14 protein-coding genes and 1 riboswitch are annotated in these 15,576 nt (G+C 68.9%); of the genes, 3 read left to right on the forward strand and 11 right to left on the reverse strand.

Annotated elements, in window-relative coordinates:
- The first annotated feature begins 459 nt into the window (after positions 1-459).
- Positions 460-1,047 carry a hypothetical protein gene (locus ACFWJW_RS19345; protein ID WP_387242443.1) on the forward strand — a complete coding sequence of 196 codons (588 nt, stop codon included), beginning with the start codon at positions 460-462 and terminating at the stop codon, positions 1,045-1,047.
- Between the two features lie 343 nt (positions 1,048-1,390).
- Positions 1,391-1,585 (forward strand): DUF5999 family protein, encoded by a 195-nt coding sequence (locus ACFWJW_RS19350; protein ID WP_042152060.1) that lies wholly within the window; start codon positions 1,391-1,393, stop codon positions 1,583-1,585.
- A gap of 69 nt (positions 1,586-1,654) precedes the next feature.
- Here the strand turns inward: ACFWJW_RS19350 and gcvP are convergent, their stop codons facing one another.
- Positions 1,655-4,540: an aminomethyl-transferring glycine dehydrogenase gene (gcvP, locus tag ACFWJW_RS19355; protein ID WP_387242446.1), complete on the reverse strand. Its 2,886-nt coding sequence runs from the start codon at positions 4,538-4,540 to the stop codon at positions 1,655-1,657.
- Positions 4,541-4,727: 187 nt separating this feature from the next.
- Positions 4,728-4,824, reverse strand: a riboswitch (glycine riboswitch).
- 114 nt (positions 4,825-4,938) lie between these two features.
- Between gcvP and ACFWJW_RS19360 the strand changes: the two genes are divergently transcribed.
- Positions 4,939-5,322, forward strand: a complete 384-nt coding sequence (locus ACFWJW_RS19360; protein ID WP_026170300.1) for a PRC-barrel domain-containing protein — start codon at positions 4,939-4,941, stop codon at positions 5,320-5,322.
- Here ACFWJW_RS19360 and ACFWJW_RS19365 read toward each other — a convergent pair.
- From ACFWJW_RS19365 to ACFWJW_RS19410, 10 genes are all read right to left on the reverse strand, one after another.
- A complete protein-coding gene (locus tag ACFWJW_RS19365; RefSeq protein ID WP_387242450.1) occupies positions 5,232-6,686 on the reverse strand; it encodes a DNA polymerase IV in 1,455 nt (484 codons plus the stop codon). The genes ACFWJW_RS19360 and ACFWJW_RS19365 overlap by 91 nt on opposite strands.
- A gap of 66 nt (positions 6,687-6,752) precedes the next feature.
- Positions 6,753-7,358: a MerR family transcriptional regulator gene (locus ACFWJW_RS19370; protein WP_018093277.1), complete on the reverse strand. Its 606-nt coding sequence runs from the start codon at positions 7,356-7,358 to the stop codon at positions 6,753-6,755.
- 187 nt (positions 7,359-7,545) lie between these two features.
- The gene (locus ACFWJW_RS19375) at positions 7,546-8,019 is read right to left on the reverse strand and encodes a bifunctional nuclease family protein (protein WP_006606439.1); all 474 of its coding nucleotides are present in this window, start codon (positions 8,017-8,019) and stop codon (positions 7,546-7,548) included.
- Between the two features lie 56 nt (positions 8,020-8,075).
- Entirely contained in the window at positions 8,076-8,822 is a 747-nt protein-coding gene (locus tag ACFWJW_RS19380) for a MerR family transcriptional regulator (RefSeq protein ID WP_387242454.1), read from the reverse strand.
- Positions 8,823-8,839: 17 nt separating this feature from the next.
- Positions 8,840-9,688, reverse strand: coding sequence for an FHA domain-containing protein (locus tag ACFWJW_RS19385; RefSeq protein ID WP_387242457.1), 849 nt, complete (start codon positions 9,686-9,688; stop codon positions 8,840-8,842).
- Between the two features lie 118 nt (positions 9,689-9,806).
- Positions 9,807-10,823 (reverse strand): DUF881 domain-containing protein, encoded by a 1,017-nt coding sequence (locus tag ACFWJW_RS19390; protein ID WP_387242460.1) that lies wholly within the window; start codon positions 10,821-10,823, stop codon positions 9,807-9,809.
- A 5-nt stretch (positions 10,824-10,828) separates the two neighbouring features.
- Positions 10,829-11,161 (reverse strand): small basic family protein, encoded by a 333-nt coding sequence (locus tag ACFWJW_RS19395; RefSeq protein WP_003984969.1) that lies wholly within the window; start codon positions 11,159-11,161, stop codon positions 10,829-10,831.
- Complete coding sequence (locus ACFWJW_RS19400; protein ID WP_387242476.1) at positions 11,158-12,090, reverse strand: DUF881 domain-containing protein; 933 nt, start codon at positions 12,088-12,090, stop codon at positions 11,158-11,160. The genes ACFWJW_RS19395 and ACFWJW_RS19400 overlap by 4 nt, the downstream gene beginning before the upstream one ends.
- A 75-nt stretch (positions 12,091-12,165) precedes the next feature.
- Positions 12,166-14,661 carry a sugar phosphate nucleotidyltransferase gene (locus ACFWJW_RS19405; protein WP_387242465.1) on the reverse strand — a complete coding sequence of 832 codons (2,496 nt, stop codon included), beginning with the start codon at positions 14,659-14,661 and terminating at the stop codon, positions 12,166-12,168.
- 121 nt (positions 14,662-14,782) lie between these two features.
- The gene (locus tag ACFWJW_RS19410; protein WP_387242468.1) at positions 14,783-15,391 is read right to left on the reverse strand and encodes a CDP-alcohol phosphatidyltransferase family protein; all 609 of its coding nucleotides are present in this window, start codon (positions 15,389-15,391) and stop codon (positions 14,783-14,785) included.
- Positions 15,392-15,576 lie beyond the last annotated feature (185 nt).

Below are 15,576 nucleotides of genomic sequence, written 5' to 3' on the forward strand. Positions count from 1 at the left end.
CAATAACGCGGCGGGGGCACGCCGGTGCCGATAGGCTCGAAGTGATGCAGCGTCCGGCACTGCCCATAGGCATATCCGCGAGGCACTCGCCCATGGCATTTCGCTCGTGAGAAACCACAACGAGTTCCGGCCTACCACGCCGGCAAGGAAATACAAGGCGGCATCCATAAAACGCCGCACAAAGTGGTGGAAAGCGCCACGCGCAGCGGTCCGGATTTCACCTTGCCGGAAATCCACAAGGCCGGTAGCCGAAACACTTTCAGAACATACGTCGTATAAACTCCGCTTACGAGGCAGAGACTTGGCGCCCAGCGTCTCGGTGCTCTCACCGACACCGGGCTCAGCGGCTGCCCCCGCCCGGGCCGCCGCCCCGGCCGGCCACGCTCTGACCCTGCCGCAAACAACGCCGTTTGCACCCGCCACGCCGCACCGTGTCTCCCAAGTGAGAGGCGACCCACCATGCCGCTGCACCTCCCCCCTGCCCCCGCACCCGCCCTGCGCAGCGTTCTCGCCGCTCTCGGCTCGCCCACCGCGGTCGGCGAGGCCCCGGTCCCCGCGTTGCGCGCCCATCAGGGTCCGCTCAGCCCCGACCACCCGCTGCCCGTCCATGTCTGGGACGACGTCAGCCGGGCCGGCGGCGCCCCGCACACCCGACTGGCCGGATGGCGCTTCCTGGTCCGCGGCGGGGAGCGGGCCGTGGCGACCGCCGAGGCGGTGCACACCGCGGACGGCTGGACCTTCGGGCGCTTCTGCGGCGGCCCCTACGTCACCGCGACCGAGCAGGCACTGGCACAGGCCGAGTCACTCGCCACGCCCTACCAGCCGCGACTGCTCTCCGTCCCGGAGCTGTACATGCTCACCCTGTGGCTGCATCACGACGTCACCTCCGACGGCGCCCAGGGGCTGCCCGCGCCCGGTGACCTGCTGGTACCGCTGGCGCCCGCCCCGCCGGGTATCGCCGCACACCGTCCGCAGCGCATCGCCGATCTCCTCCCCCGGCTCACCCTGCGGCTCACGCCCGCCCCGCTCCTCGCCGAACCCGCCTGATCCACCGGCGCCGACGCGGATTCCCGTGCCGCTTCCGGCGCCCGCCGCCCCGCCCGAGCAGGCCCCGCGACCCCGTCCGGTCACGGGGCGCTCTGTCGTGCTCACCCAGGCGGCCTAGTCCGCGGATACCACTCCCAACCCTCTTGGGGAGGAGTGCAATTGGGAGCAACCGCCCGCATGGGTGACGCGTCCCTACCGAGTGAGTACCGCTGCTGCGAAATCCCTGCGGAATCCCGTCCGTGGGGCAACACTGGGACCGACCGACAGAAACGGGGGAGCGGCCATGAACACCTCATCGAGCCGCACGACGACGTTCACTTCACCGCAGCGAAAGACAACTTCCATGTGTCAGCACCAACCGCCCTGCCCGTCCGCAGACTCCACCGACCGGGAGGCCGCACACCTTGTGGCGCACCATCCGGAGCAGGGCTGGAGCCTGCTCTGCAACGGCGTCCTGCTCTTCGAGGACACCGGTGAGCTGCTCCCCGACGGGCAGGTCATCGCCCCGCACCGCGCCCGGGTCATCGCCGCTGCCTGACCCGCGGCGCACGCCACGTACCACAGGGCCCCCGGCAGATCTGCCGAGGGCCCTTGATGCTGCCGTGACTCAGTTGTCGTACTCCTCCAGCGGCGGGCAGGAGCAGACCAGGTTACGGTCGCCGAAGGCACCGTCGATGCGGCGCACCGGCGGCCAGTACTTCTCCGCGACGGCGACACCGGCCGGGAAGACGGCCTCCTCACGGGAGTACGGGTGCGCCCAGTCGCCGCCCAGCGCGCCCGCGGTGTGCGGGGCGTTGCGCAGCGGGTTGTCGTCCTTGTCCCACTCCCCCGAGCCGACCTTCTCGATCTCCGCGCGGATGGCGATCATCGCGTCGCAGAACCGGTCCAACTCGGCGAGGTCCTCGCTCTCGGTCGGCTCGATCATCAGCGTGCCGGCCACGGGGAACGACATCGTCGGCGCGTGGAAGCCGTAGTCGATCAGCCGCTTGGCCACATCGTCGATGCTCACCCCGGTCGCCTTGGTCAGCGGCCGGACGTCGATGATGCACTCGTGCGCCACCAGGCCACCGGGGCCGGTGTAGAGCACCGGGTAGTGCGGCTCCAGCCGCTTGGCGATGTAGTTGGCGCTGAGGACCGCCACCTGGGTGGCGCGCTTGAGGCCGTCGCCGCCCATCAGCCGGACGTACGCCCAGGAGATCGGCAGGATGCCCGCCGAGCCCCAGGGAGCCGCGGAGATCGGCCCGACGCCCGTCTCCGGGCCCGCGGTGGGCTGAAGCGGGTGGTTGGGCAGATACGGCGCCAGGTGGGCGCGCACGCCGACCGGGCCGACACCGGGGCCACCGCCGCCGTGCGGGATGCAGAAGGTCTTGTGCAGGTTCAGATGCGAGACATCGCCGCCGAACTTGCCGGGCTCGGCGAGCCCGACCAGCGCATTGAGGTTGGCGCCGTCCACGTAGACCTGACCGCCGGCCTCGTGCACCGCGGCGCAGATCTGGGTGATGTGCTCCTCGAACACGCCGTGCGTGGAGGGGTAGGTCACCATCAGGACCGCGAGCTCGTCCCGGTGCTTCTCGATCTTGGCGTGCAGATCGTCGGTGTCGACCTCGCCGTCCTCACCGGTCTTGACGACGACGACCTTCATTCCGGCCATCACGGCGCTGGCGGCGTTGGTGCCGTGCGCCGAGGACGGGATCAGGCAGACCGTGCGCTGCTCGTCGCCGTTGGCGCGGTGGTAGGCGCGGACGGCCAGCAGACCGGCCAGCTCGCCCTGTGAGCCGGCGTTCGGCTGGATGGAGACCTTGTCGTAGCCGGTGACCGTGGCCAGCCGCTCCTCCAGCTCCTGGATCAGCGTGAGGTAGCCCTGGGCCTGGTCGGCCGGCGCGAACGGGTGCAGCTGACCGAACGCGGGCCAGGTGACCGGCTCCATCTCGGTGGTGGCGTTCAGCTTCATCGTGCAGGAGCCGAGCGGGATCATGCCGCGGTCCAGCGCGTAGTCCTTGTCGGCGAGGGTGCGCAGGTAGCGCAGCATCGCGGTCTCGGAGCGGTACTCGTGGAAGACCGGGTGGGCGAGGTAGTCGTCGGTGCGCAGCAGCCCCTGCGGCAGCACGTCGGCAACGGCCGCGTCCAGCTGCTCGACGTCGCCGGACACCCCGAAGGCGGCCCAGACGCCGGCCAGCTGCGCCCGCCCGGTGGTCTCGTCACAGGCGATGCCGACCAGGTCCGCGTCGATCTGCCGGAGGTTGACACCGGCCTCGCGGGCGGCGGCGACGACCTCGGCGGCCCGGCCGGGCACCCGCGCGGTCAGCGTGTCGAAGTACGTGCCGTGCGCGATCTCCACCCCGCCGGCCCGCAGGCCCTCGGCGAGGACCGCGGCGTAGCGGTGGGTGCGCCGGGCGATGGTCCGCAGGCCCTCGGGGCCGTGGTAGACCGCGTACATCCCGGCCATGACGGCGAGCAGCACCTGCGCGGTGCAGATGTTGCTGGTGGCCTTCTCCCGGCGGATGTGCTGCTCACGGGTCTGAAGCGCCAGCCGGTATGCCTTGTTGCCGTCGGCGTCGACGGAGACGCCCACCAGACGGCCGGGCAGGCTGCGGGCGAACTGGTCACGGACGGCCATGAAGCCGGCGTGCGGCCCGCCGAAGCCCATCGGGACACCGAAGCGCTGGGTGGTGCCGACCGCGATGTCCGCACCGAGCTCACCGGGCGAGGTGAGCAGAGTCAGGGCGAGCAGATCGGCGGCGACGGTGACGATCGCGCCCAGCTCGTGCGCCTGCTCGATGACGGCGCGGGGGTCCCGCACGGCGCCGGAGGCACCCGGGTACTGAAGCAGCACGCCGAAGACCCCGCGCTCGGCGATCTCGGCCGGAATGCCGTCGGACAGATCCGCGACGACGACCTCGACGCCGGTGGGCTCCGCCCGGGTCTCGATCACGGCGATGGTCTGCGGCAGACAGTCGGCGTCGACCAGGAAGACGCCCTGCTTGACCTTGCCGACCCGGCGGGAGAGCGCCATCGCCTCGGCGGCGGCGGTGCCCTCGTCCAGCAGCGAAGCACCGGAGGTGGGCAGTCCGGTCAGGTCGGCGACCATCGTCTGGAAGTTCAGCAGCGCCTCCAGGCGGCCCTGCGAGATCTCCGGCTGGTAGGGCGTGTACGCCGTGTACCAGGCCGGGTTCTCCATGACGTTGCGCAGGATCACCGGCGGGGTGAACGTGCCGTAGTAGCCGAGACCGATCATGGACGCCAGGACCTCGTTGCGGTCCGCCAGGCCCTTCAGCTCCTGGAGCACCTCGGCCTCGGTACGGGCCTGCGGCAGGCCGAGGGCCTCGGCGCTCTTGATCACATCGGGTACGGCGGCGGCGGTGAGCTCGTCCAGCGACCCGAATCCGATGTGCGCGAGCATCTTCGCCTGCGCCGCGTGGTCGGGACCGATGTGCCGGCGCTCGAAGGGGGTGCCGCGTTCCAGCTCGGTCAAGGAGATGCGATTGGTGGTCATCTGCGGGGGCCTCCTGGTCGGTACGACCTACGAGGGGCACCACGGCACGGGTGCCCGGACGGCCTCCCCCTCTGTCATTCAACCTGAGAGCTTCACCGGCCCGCGGGTGGCGGCCCGGCTTTCACCGTCGGTGAGGAGGGGTCCCGGCGCTGTGCCTTCCGTGGCCCGCCCTGCTTTCCAGAGTGACCTCGTCCATGCGGTACGTGTGCCTGAGAGATTCCGGGGAGGATTTGCTCCTTCGGCGCCCTGGTCGCGAACGACAAGGACTCTCCCGCACGGGGTCTGCGGCCAATCGCCAGCCTACCAGCGTGGCTCTCGAAGGATCCTTCGAGTGGCCAGGGCATGAAATGTGCCGTTTGGTAGTTGTCACAGGGCAGTTGCGACCAATTGGAGGGGCCGTGCAAACCGATATCGATCCCCGAAGCCTGATCGGCCGCAAAGCGTTCGACCGTAACGGCGCGAAAATAGGGACCATCGACGAGGTCTACCTCGACGATGCGACGGGGGAACCGGAGTGGGCGGCCGTACGCACCGGACTCTTCAGCCGGGATGCGTTCGTCCCTCTGGAGCCCAGCAAAATGGTCGGTGAGGGCCTGCACATTCCTTACGACCGCAAGCTGATCAAGGACGCGCCGGACTTCGGCGTGGGCCGCCATCTCTCCCCTGAGCAGGAACTTCAGCTCTATCACCACTACCGCCTGGATATTTCTTCCCCGACCGATCCGGTGTCTCCCGGCTCCGGCGACAAGAACTTCGGCAAGATCGCCGGCTCGGACGACTGACCGCCGGCCGGCGCCCCGCCCACCAGCGGCAGGGGCTCCCCCGGCCGCAGCGCCGGATCGTCGACAGCAAAGGTCCGCACCCTCCCCGGTGCGGACCATGGCGTTTCGAAGCGTACGGTCACTCTCCCCACCCCGCTCCCCTGCACCCAGCCCGCGCCGTACTCGTCGTGGACCACGTCCAGCCCCGGATGCCAGCGCCGCGGCCGCTCCTCCTCGGCCTCCTGCGGCTCCCGCTCCCCGGCGGCCTGCTCCAGCGCCGCCGCGGTCGCGGCCTCCGCCGCCTCCCGCTCCGTCGCCAGCTGGGCGAACAGATCCTCCTGTGTGAAGTCCGCCAGCCCGCTGACACCCACACCCAGCAGCCGCACCCCGCCGGTGGTGTCCACCGTCTCCAGCAGGCGCACAGCGGCCTCCCGTATCACCGCCGGGTCGTCGGTGGGCCCCCTGAGCGTCTCGGAACGGGTCAGCGTCGAGAAGTCGTAGTTCCGCACCTTGATGACCACCGTGCGCCCGGAGCGCCCGGCCGCTCGCAGCCGCTGTACGCAGCGGTCCGCCAGCCGCAGCACCTCGTTCCGCACCCGCGTCCGGTCGGTCAGATCCACCTCGAAGGTGTCCTCGACGGAGATGGATTTCGCGTCCCGCTCGGCCACCACGGGCCGGTCGTCCTGCCCCAGCGCCATCGCGTACAGCCCCGCGCCGTGTGCCTTGCCCAGCAGCCGCACCAGCTCGGCCTCACCGGCCTCCGCGGTCTCCGCGACGGTGTGGATCCCGGCCCGGCGCAGCGTCTCGGCCGTCGCGGGACCCACCCCGGGCAGCGTCCGCACCGTCATCGGCCCCAGCAGCTCCCGTTCGGTGCCCGGCTCGATCACCACCAGCCCGTTCGGCTTGGCCGCCTCCGACGCGATCTTCGCCAGCATCTTGGCCCCGGCCAGCCCCACCGAGCCGGTCAGACCCGTCGCCGACCGGATGTCCCGCCGCAGCTGCTCCCCCACGGCGCGGACGGCCGCCGTCTCGGCCGGCACCCCACCCGCCTCCAGGTCGACGAACGCCTCGTCCAGGCTCAGCGGCTCCACCAGCGGCGACAGCGCATGCAGCAGCTCCATCACCACCTCACTCACTTGGCGGTAGAGCGTGAAGCGAGGACTGAGATAGGCGGCGTTGGGGCACAGCCGACGCGCCTGGGCCGTCGGCATCGCGGAGCGGACCCCGAAGACCCGGGCTTCGTACGAGGCCGTGGAGACCACGCCACGCACGCCGACCCCGCCGACCACCACGGGCTTGCCGCGCAGACTCGGCTTGGCCGCCTGCTCGGCGGCCGCGAAGAACGCATCCATGTCCAGATGCAGGATCGTCGGGGCAGGTCTCACATCTCCGATGCTGCCCCATGCCACTGACAATCGGCCCGATGCCGGGCCGCACGCTCCGCCGGGGCCTCAGCCCGCCCGGTTGCGCCGCCGTGCCAGCTCGTCGTGCGGGTTCTTCCCGACCAGCGTCTCGCCGGTGTCCACCCGCTCCCCGTGGAGCTGCGACAGCGCACCCTCCACGTCCCGCCACACGACGCCCACGGCGATCCCGAAGACGCCCTGGCCGCCCTGGAGCAGGTCCACGACCTGGTCGGGCGAGGTGCACTCGTAGACCGTCGCGCCATCGCTCATCAGCGTCATCCGCGTCAGATCCGCCAGCCCGCGCGAGCGCAGGTGCTGGACGGCGGTGCGGATGTTCTGGAGCGACACCCCGGTGTCCAGCAGCCGCTTGACGATCTTCAGGACCACGACGTCCCGGAAGCTGTAGAGCCGCTGGGTGCCGGAGCCATAGGCCGGCCGGATGCTCGGCTCCACCAGGCCCGTACGCGCCCAGTAGTCGAGCTGCCGGTAAGTGATGCCCGCTGCCGCACAGGCGGTCGGGCCGCGATAGCCGATGTTCTGCGCCTCGCAGTCCCCCGACACCGCCGCGGCCGGTGCCGGGGCAGGGTTCGCTGCTGCGCCCGAGTGGAGCGGCAACGCCCCTTCCGCCGCCATACCGTCGCCGGTGATTGCCACGCCGCCCTCCGTCCTCCACGTCCCGGACGGGACCTGCCACATCGACGGTATGCAGTCACTCGGGGTGCGTCAACGATCGCCGCGCTCGCCACGCCGAGTGATAATCACCCTACGAGTGGTTTCTCGTGACCTCGCGCGGGGAAGGGCTGACTGTTTGGCCGGAAACAGGCGGTTCGCCTGGCCGATATCACTGGCTGTTGGTCCCGAAGTCCTCGGGCGAGATCTGGTCGAGGAACTCGCGGAACTTCTCCACCTCGTCCTCCTGCTCGTCCGGGATGGCGATCCCCGCGTCGTCCAGCACACCGTCGGTACCGAAGATCGGCGTTCCGGTGCGCAAGGCCAGCGCTATCGCGTCCGACGGGCGCGCACTGACCTCGACCCCGCTCGCGAAGACGAGTTCGGCATAGAAAACCCCCTCGCGCAGATCCGTGATGCGGACCTGCGTCAGTTCCTGGCCCACCGCTTCGAGCACGTCCTTGAAGAGGTCATGCGTCAGCGGCCTGGCAGGGACCATGCCCTGCTGGGCGAAGGCGATGGCGGTGGCCTCCCCTGGCCCGATCCAAATGGGCAAGTATCGGTCGCCTCCCACCTCCCGCAGGAGCACGATCGGTTGGCTGGAAGGCATTTCCACCCGGACACCCACGACGTCGAGCTCGTTCACACAGCAACCCTAGGACGTGCCCGGCAGGTTTGGGTAGTCGGGCACTCGTTTGCTAGCTATAGCCGGACCCGCAGAGCGCTCTGCACCAAGGCCGCATGCAGCCGTACGGACAGCGTTGCCAGCTCCCTGGCGGTGGCTTCGGCATGCGCCCTGGTCTGCGGGTTACGGTGCCGCCGAAGGGGTGCAACGACCTGCTCGACCAGGCCCGCCTCGCGCTCGGCCGCCGCCTTCACCGCGCGCAGATGCCGCGGCTCCAGACCGAAACGGCCCAGGTCCGCGACAAGTTTGGCCACCGTGACGGCCTCGATGTCGTATCCGCCGTCGTCATGGGGGACGATGAGTCCGTACGACTCCCAGTCGGCGAGCGCCGCCTCGTCCACCTCCGCGGCGGCCAGCAGCTCGGCCCGGCCGATCCGGGCAGCCGTGGGACGCTCCGTACCCGGGTGGTGCACGCCCTCGACCAGATCCCGGGAGGGTGCGGCCGGGGCCGGCAGCGGCATCTGCTCACCGCGCTCCAGGGCGTCCAGATGCTCCCGGATGACCTTGAGCGGCAGATAGTGGTCCCGCTGCATCCGCAGGACGGCGGCCAGCCGCTGGACGTCCGCCTGCGTGAATTTGCGGTATCCGGAAGGCGTGCGCTTCGGCTCGACCAGCCCCTCGGCCTCCAGGAAGCGAATCTTGGAGATGGTGACCTCGGGAAACTCCTCGTGCAGCAGGGTGAGCACCGTACCGATGCTCACCGGCTTGCCGTCCGAGGAGGCGGCACCGGCAGAGCCGGCGCCGCCTTTCGGTGTATCGCGCATATGCCTTCCCCGGCCGGTCAGATACCGGCGCCTCGCTGGCTCGCGTAGAAGACCAGTCGGAACTTGCCGATCTGGACCTCGTCGCCGGTGGCGAGGGCAACGGAGTCGATCCGCTCACGGTTGACGTAGGTGCCGTTCAGGCTGCCCACGTCGGCGACCGTGAAGAGACCGTCCGGACCGCGACGGAATTCCACATGACGGCGCGAGACCGTCACATCGTCGAGGAAGATGTCGCCCTGCGGATGCCGGCCTGCGGTGGTCAGCTCACTGTCCAGCAGGAAGCGGCTGCCCGCATTCGGACCCCGGCGGACGACCAGCAGCGCCGACCCCAACGGGAGAGCATCCACGGCCGCCTGGGCCTCGGGGGACAGCGACGGTGCCAGATTCTGGCCCGTGGTCTCCGAGTCGTAGGCTTCCAGCCCCGAAATGGAGATGGTCGACGTCGTCTCCGACGGCCGCTCGGGCTGGGCGCCCGCACGCAGTGGCGCACCACAGTTGGAGCAGAACCGGCTCGCCTCGGCGTTCTGGTTCCCACACCTCGTACAAACCGGCAAGGCCGACCCTCCACCCGTGTGTGCGGCTGATGGTTCCTGGGAACCTATGCGGCCGGCACCGGAGGGGTCAACAGAACCCGCGCCGTACCCCCCGGACGGACCGCTGACCTCATCACGGAAGAGCGGACGGTCCTCGGCCGTACCGCTCTCGTCGGGCTGGCGCGGAGCGCGGTGCCGCGCGGAGCCGCTGCCACCCTCCTGGCGTGCGCTCTTGCCGAACAGCTTTCCAAACAACTTCACGGGCGATTCCCCTTGAACGAAATAGACCCGCCCGTGGGGCAGGACGAACCCTCGATGCACACACCGACCCATCCGGACATCCTGTGAACGTCCGTGGCCTTCAGACAGTTTCCACCACACACCACACGCACGGTGCGTCGACCCCCCGCTACCTCATGCCCTTCCCGGGCACTCGACATACGTGCACGCCTCACTGAGATGACAACCGAGCGTAGTCAGGCCGCTTCGCCTCTCGCAAGGCGTCCACAATGATCTTCCTCTCACGGGTCACAGACACCTTGGCCTGCTCCTTTTCCAGCGTCTGGACCACCCCGCCGGGAATGTTCAGCGCCGGTTCCAAATCCTCCGGCTTGCCGATGACCTTGAAGCGGAACGGCTGCATGACGCGCTTGCCGTCGATCTCCACGCCACCCCGGACGTCCGAGAGATAGCTGTCCGCGACGACCCGGACATCGTTGACCTGGATGGCCTCCGCGCCGGCCGCCCGCAGCTCCTGGATGGTGTCCAGCAGCTTGTCCGCCTCGACGGAGTGCGTCGGGTCGTCGATGGTCAGGTTGATGCCGGGCCCTTGCGCCGCGACGGTCCCGGCCAGCACGCCCAGCTGCTGTTCCTTCTCCACGGTCTGCTTACGGGCCTCCTCGGCCTGGTCCGAGCTGTTCGCCAGCTCGGTCTTCTGCCCTTCCAGACGCCGCTGTTCGTCGGTCAACCGCTGGGAGCGATTGTCCAGCTCGTCCAGAATGCGCACCAAGTCCTCCTGGCGCGCACCTCGCAGCGCACTGCTGTCACTTGTGGAACGTACCTGAATCGCCAGGCCGAGACCGAGGATGAACAGGAGCAGCGCAACGATCAGTTGAGCACGGGTCAGCCGCGGCGGCCACAGGCTTGCCACCAGCCGCTCCCGACCGGTCTTCGGGCGTTCCGCACTTCCGTCGTCCTCGGCAACGACGTCCGGAGTCGAGGAGTCTGCCCCTTTGCCCTGCTTCTGTCCAGCACTGTCCGATTCTTGAGCTTCGGCTTCGTCACCGGGCTCCGCCGGCTCGGGAGTCTCCCGGCTCTCGGGCGGCATCGGCCGACGGCCGGCCGGCCCGCGGTCCTGGTCCGGCTCCGGCCGCTCCGCCTTCTTTGACGGCTCCGGCTTCTGCTCCGGTTCCCGCTTCTCTTCCTGCTCCGGGGTCTTCTCCGGCTCCGGCGTCTCGTCCGCGGTCATTCGCCTCACGCCCTGAAGACGTGCCGTCGGATCGCGGCCGCGTTGGAGAAGATCCGGATACCCAGCACCACGACGACGCCGGTGGAAAGTTGGGCACCGACGCCCAACTTGTCGCCGAGGAAGACGATCAGCGCGGCGACGACGACGTTCGACAGGAAGGAGACCACGAAGACCTTGTCGTCGAAGATGCCGTCCAGCATGGCGCGCAGACCGCCGAACACGGCATCCAGCGCCGCGACGACAGCGATCGGCAAGTAGGGCTCGACCACCGTCGGCACCACGGGTCGGACGACAAGCCCGACCACGACTCCCACGATGAGGCCCAATACGGCGATCACGATGTGCCCTTCCCTGTGTCGGCGCCGTCCGCCTTGGCGGCACCGGCCTGCGGCTTTGCGGTACGTACGATCAAGCTGGGCGCGGGCGGCAGCGTGACCTCGTTCTCAGCGGAAATCCTGGTGCGCACGCCGTAGTTCTCCTGAAGCACATGGAGGTACTGACCATCGGCGCTGTCCTGGAACGCGGTGCTCAGCCGCTGCCCGTCCCCCACCGCCAGCACCGTATAAGGCGGCGCCAGTGGCTTGTTGTCGACCAGTATGGCGTCTCCCGCGGCTCTGATCGCCGAGAGTGACGTAAGCCGCTGTCCATTGACGGAGATGGCCTCCGCACCGGACGCCCACAGGCCGTTGACGACGCGTTGCATATCCCTGTCGCGTACCCGCCCGGTGTCCGAAAAACCACTGCTCTCACGCGGACCGCCGCCGCTGGACGCCGCGCCCTTCGCATCGTCCACGACGAGCTTCACGCCGGGTCCGGTGACCTGCGTCGAGCCGGACAGCAGGGCCAGCAGCTCGGCCTTGTCGCCGCCGTGCTTCTTCAGCGCCTCGCGCTGCATTCTGCTGACGTCGTCCCGGAGCGCGTCGACCCGCTTCTGCTGCCGGTCCGCCTCGCCGGTGCCCTTCTGGATGCGGTTGATCAGTTCCTCGCGCTCCTTGGCGAGCGTCGGTGCTGATATCCGCGCCTGCGCCGCCCCTACGGTCACCACGAGCGCGGCCAGCACCAAACCGGCCGCGAGGCCCATTTTCGCCCGCAAGGTCCGCGGCAGGCCCCGCACCCCGGTCTCGGACTTCCGTGCGGCGGCCTCGGCGTATCCGTCGTCGAGACTGTGATCCATCACGTTGGTCAGCAGCGACATGGACGCATCGGGGCGCGCGGCCGGCGTGTTCGGGTTGCTCCGATCGGGGCGCTGCTGCGACATGCCGCACATCGTCGCACGTCGGCCGCGCGGTCTCCCAATGGCCCCACCGGCGTGCCGATTCACGGCCCGCCGGTGGGGCGCCGGTCAGCGTCCTGCGCTGTCCACTACGGCGGACCACTCGTCCAGCAGCTGCTGAGCGGAGGTGTCATCCGGCCCTTCCGCCCACAGGTGCGTGACCGCCTCCGCGGGGTCCGGCAGCACCAGAACCCAACGGCCGTCGGCCTCCACCACCCGTACGCCGTCGGTGGTGTCCACGTGCCGGTCGCCGGCGGCCTCGACGACGTGCCGCATGACCAGGCCCTTGACCGCCCACGGAGTGGCCAGGTCACGGCGCTGGACATGCGCCCGCGGGATCCGTGCGTCGATCTGGCTGAGCGTGAGCTGGGTACGGGCGACCAGGCCGATCAGCCGGACGAACGCGGCCGCGCCGTCGAAGACGCTGCTGAACTCCGGAATGATGAAGCCGCCCATGCCGTCCCCGCCGAAGACCGTGCCGTCGGCGCGGCCCACCCGGGTCATGTCGTCGGGCGAGGTGGTCGTCCACTCCACCTGCGTCCCGTGATACGCGGCCACCTGCTCGGCGATGCGAGTGGTGGTCACCGGCAGCGCCACCCGGCCGGAACGCCGCTCGGCCGCGACCAGATCCAGCATGACCAGCAGCGCGCGGTCGTCCTCGATGATCCGGCCGCGCTCGTCCACGAGGGAGAGCCGCTCGCCGACGGGGTCGAAGCGCACGCCGAAGGCGGCCCGCGCCGAGGCCACGATCTCGCCGAGCCGGACGAGCCCGGCACGCCGGGCGTCGGCGGTCTCGGTCGGCCGGGATTCGTGCAGCCCGGGGTTGATGGTCAGGGAGTCGACGCCGAGCCGTCCGAGAAGGCTGGGCAGGACCAGGCCCGCGCTGCCGTTGGAGGCGTCCACGACGACCTTCAGCCCGGACTCGCCGATGCCCGTGGTGTCCACGGCCCGCAGCAGGGATCCCGTGTAGGAGTCGAAGACGCTGGCCGGGAAAATCAGATCACCGATCTCGCCGGGGAAGGCGCGACGGTATTCCTGGCGGGCGAAGACCCGGTCGAGCTTGCGCTGCTTGGCCTGTGAAAGGTCGGCGCCCCGCTCGTCGAAGAACATGATGTCCACCGAGTCCGGCACCCCGGGCGTCGTACGGATCATGATTCCGCCGGCGCTGCCCCGCGCCGTCTGCTGGCGGGCGACGGGCAGCGGGACGTTTTCCAGGTCCCGTACGTCGATGGCACTGGCCTGAAGCGCGGAGATCACGGCGCGTTTGAGCGCACGGGCACCACGGGAGTGGTCGCGCGCGGTGGTGACCGTGGAGCCCTTCTTGAGGGTGGTGGCGTACGCACCCGCGAGCCGCACCGCGAGTTCCGGGGTGATCTCGACGTTGAGGATGCCGGACACCCCGCGGGCACCGAAGAGATGCGCCTGGCCGCGGGACTCCCAGATCACCGAGGTATTGACGAACGCGCCGGCCTCGATGGTCTTGAACGGATAGACCCGCACATTCCCCTGGACGATCGACTCTTCACCGATCAGGCATTCATCACCGATGACGGCGCCGTCCTCGATCCGGGAGGCCCGCATGATGTCGGTGTTCTTGCCGATCACGCAGCCGCGCAGATTGCTCTGCTGGCCGATATAGACGTTGTCGTGCACGACGGCCCGGTGCAGGAACGCACCGCTCTTGACGACGACATTGGAGCCGACGACGGTGTGCTCCCGTAGCTCCACCCCGGCTTCGATCTTGGCGTAGTCGCCGATGTACAGCGGGCCGCGCAGCACCGCGTCGGGGTGGACCTCGGCGCCCTCCGCGACCCATACGCCCGGCGAGATCTCGAATCCGTCGATTTCCACATCGACCTTGCCTTCGAGCACATCGGCCTGGGCCTTCACATAGCTCTCGTGCGTACCGACGTCTTCCCAGTAGCCCTCGGCGATATAGCCGTAGATCGGCTTGCCTTCCTTCATGAGCTGCGGAAAGACATCCCCGGACCAGTCGACCGGCACATCGGGCTCGAAATAGTCGAAGACCTCCGGCTCCATGACGTAGATGCCGGTGTTGACGGTGTCCGAGAAGACCTGACCCCAGGTGGGCTTTTCCAGGAAGCGCTCGACCTTGCCGGCCTCGTCGACGATGGTGATGCCGAACTCAAGCGGATTGGGGACCCGCGTGAGGCAGACGGTGACAAGGGCGCCCTTTTCCTTGTGGAACCGGATCAGATCCGTGAGGTCGAAGTCGGTGAGGGCGTCACCGGAGATGACGAGGAAGGCATCGTCCTTGAGGGCTTCCTCGGCGTTCTTCACGCTGCCCGCGGTGCCCAGCGGCTTTTCCTCATTGGCGTAGGTGAGCTCCATTCCGAGCTCTTCTCCGTCGCCGAAATAGTTCTTGACGAGGGAGGCAAGGAATTGCACGGTCACGACGGTCTCGTTGAGACCATGCCGCTTCAGCAGCCTGAGCACATGCTCCATGATCGGCCTATTGACGACCGGAAGCAGGGGCTTGGGCATGCTGGAGGTCATGGGGCGAAGGCGTGTTCCTTCGCCACCGGCCATCACAACGGCCTTCATGTCGGAAGCGTCCTCCTCTAAGAGACGACGGTCTTGCCGACTTCACTTGTCCAGCTCGCCCACTGTTCCTGTTATCGCATACGGGCGCCGGGCCTTGGCACCAGCTGCCGGTCCGGAAAGCTCAGTCGGCCGTGGTGTCCGCTTTGATGAGTCGGCGGACCTGGACCACGTAGGTGACTCCTGCCCACCAGTAGAGCGCCGTACCCCATCCTGCGAACGCCCATCCGAAAACGGCAGCAAGTGTGTGAAGCCAGCTGCTTCCGTTGCTCAGGAGGAGCAACGGGAAGGCGTACATCAAGTTGAACGTAGCCGCTTTGCCCAGGAAGTTCACCTGGGGCGGCCCGTAACCGTGGCGTCCGAGGAATGCGACCGCGATCAGCAGCATCACTTCCCGTGCCAGCAGCGCCGCGGTCAGCCAGACCGGCAGGATCTCGCGCCAGGTCAGACCGACGAGGGTGGAGAGGATGTAGAGGCGGTCGGCGGCCGGGTCGAGGATCCGGCCCAGGCTGCTGATCTGGTTCCAGCGCCGGGCGAGCTTGCCGTCCAGATAGTCACTCACACCGCTCAGCGCGAGGACCAGCAGCGCCCAGCCATCGACCTCCGGGCCGCCGAATACCGGCCACAGGATCAGCCACAGGAACAACGGCACGCCGAGGAGGCGAGCCATGCTCAGGATATTCGGGATGGTGAGGACGCGATCCGTCTGAACCCGCGTCTCCTGGACCTCCACGCGGAAGCCTCCTGGGGGAAATGTACCAACGATGCCCCCTGACCTTACCTGCCCCGCCGGCGACGCCGTGCCGCGGGTCCCAAGATCACCGAAACGCGAAAAAGCCCCCCGGGAACTTTCGTTCCCGAGGGGCTTCCTCTAAAAATTGTTCGGCGGCGTCCTACTCTCCCACAGGGTCCCCCCTG

This window comes from Streptomyces sp. NPDC127097, from assembly GCF_042724075.1.
Classification (GTDB): domain Bacteria; phylum Actinomycetota; class Actinomycetes; order Streptomycetales; family Streptomycetaceae; genus Streptomyces.

Coding starts and splice junctions, on each gene's coding strand:
- ACFWJW_RS19345 (WP_387242443.1), top strand. CDS start 460: ATGCCGCTGCACCTCCCCCCTGCCCCCGCACCCGCCCTGCGCAGCGTT.
- ACFWJW_RS19350 (WP_042152060.1), top strand. CDS start 1,391: ATGTGTCAGCACCAACCGCCCTGCCCGTCCGCAGACTCCACCGACCGG.
- gcvP (WP_387242446.1), bottom strand. CDS start 4,540: ATGACCACCAATCGCATCTCCTTGACCGAGCTGGAACGCGGCACCCCC.
- ACFWJW_RS19380 (WP_387242454.1), bottom strand. CDS start 8,822: ATGCGCGATACACCGAAAGGCGGCGCCGGCTCTGCCGGTGCCGCCTCC.
- ACFWJW_RS19385 (WP_387242457.1), bottom strand. CDS start 9,688: ATGGGTCGGTGTGTGCATCGAGGGTTCGTCCTGCCCCACGGGCGGGTC.
- ACFWJW_RS19390 (WP_387242460.1), bottom strand. CDS start 10,823: ATGACCGCGGACGAGACGCCGGAGCCGGAGAAGACCCCGGAGCAGGAA.
- ACFWJW_RS19400 (WP_387242476.1), bottom strand. CDS start 12,090: ATGTGCGGCATGTCGCAGCAGCGCCCCGATCGGAGCAACCCGAACACG.
- ACFWJW_RS19405 (WP_387242465.1), bottom strand. CDS start 14,661: ATGAAGGCCGTTGTGATGGCCGGTGGCGAAGGAACACGCCTTCGCCCC.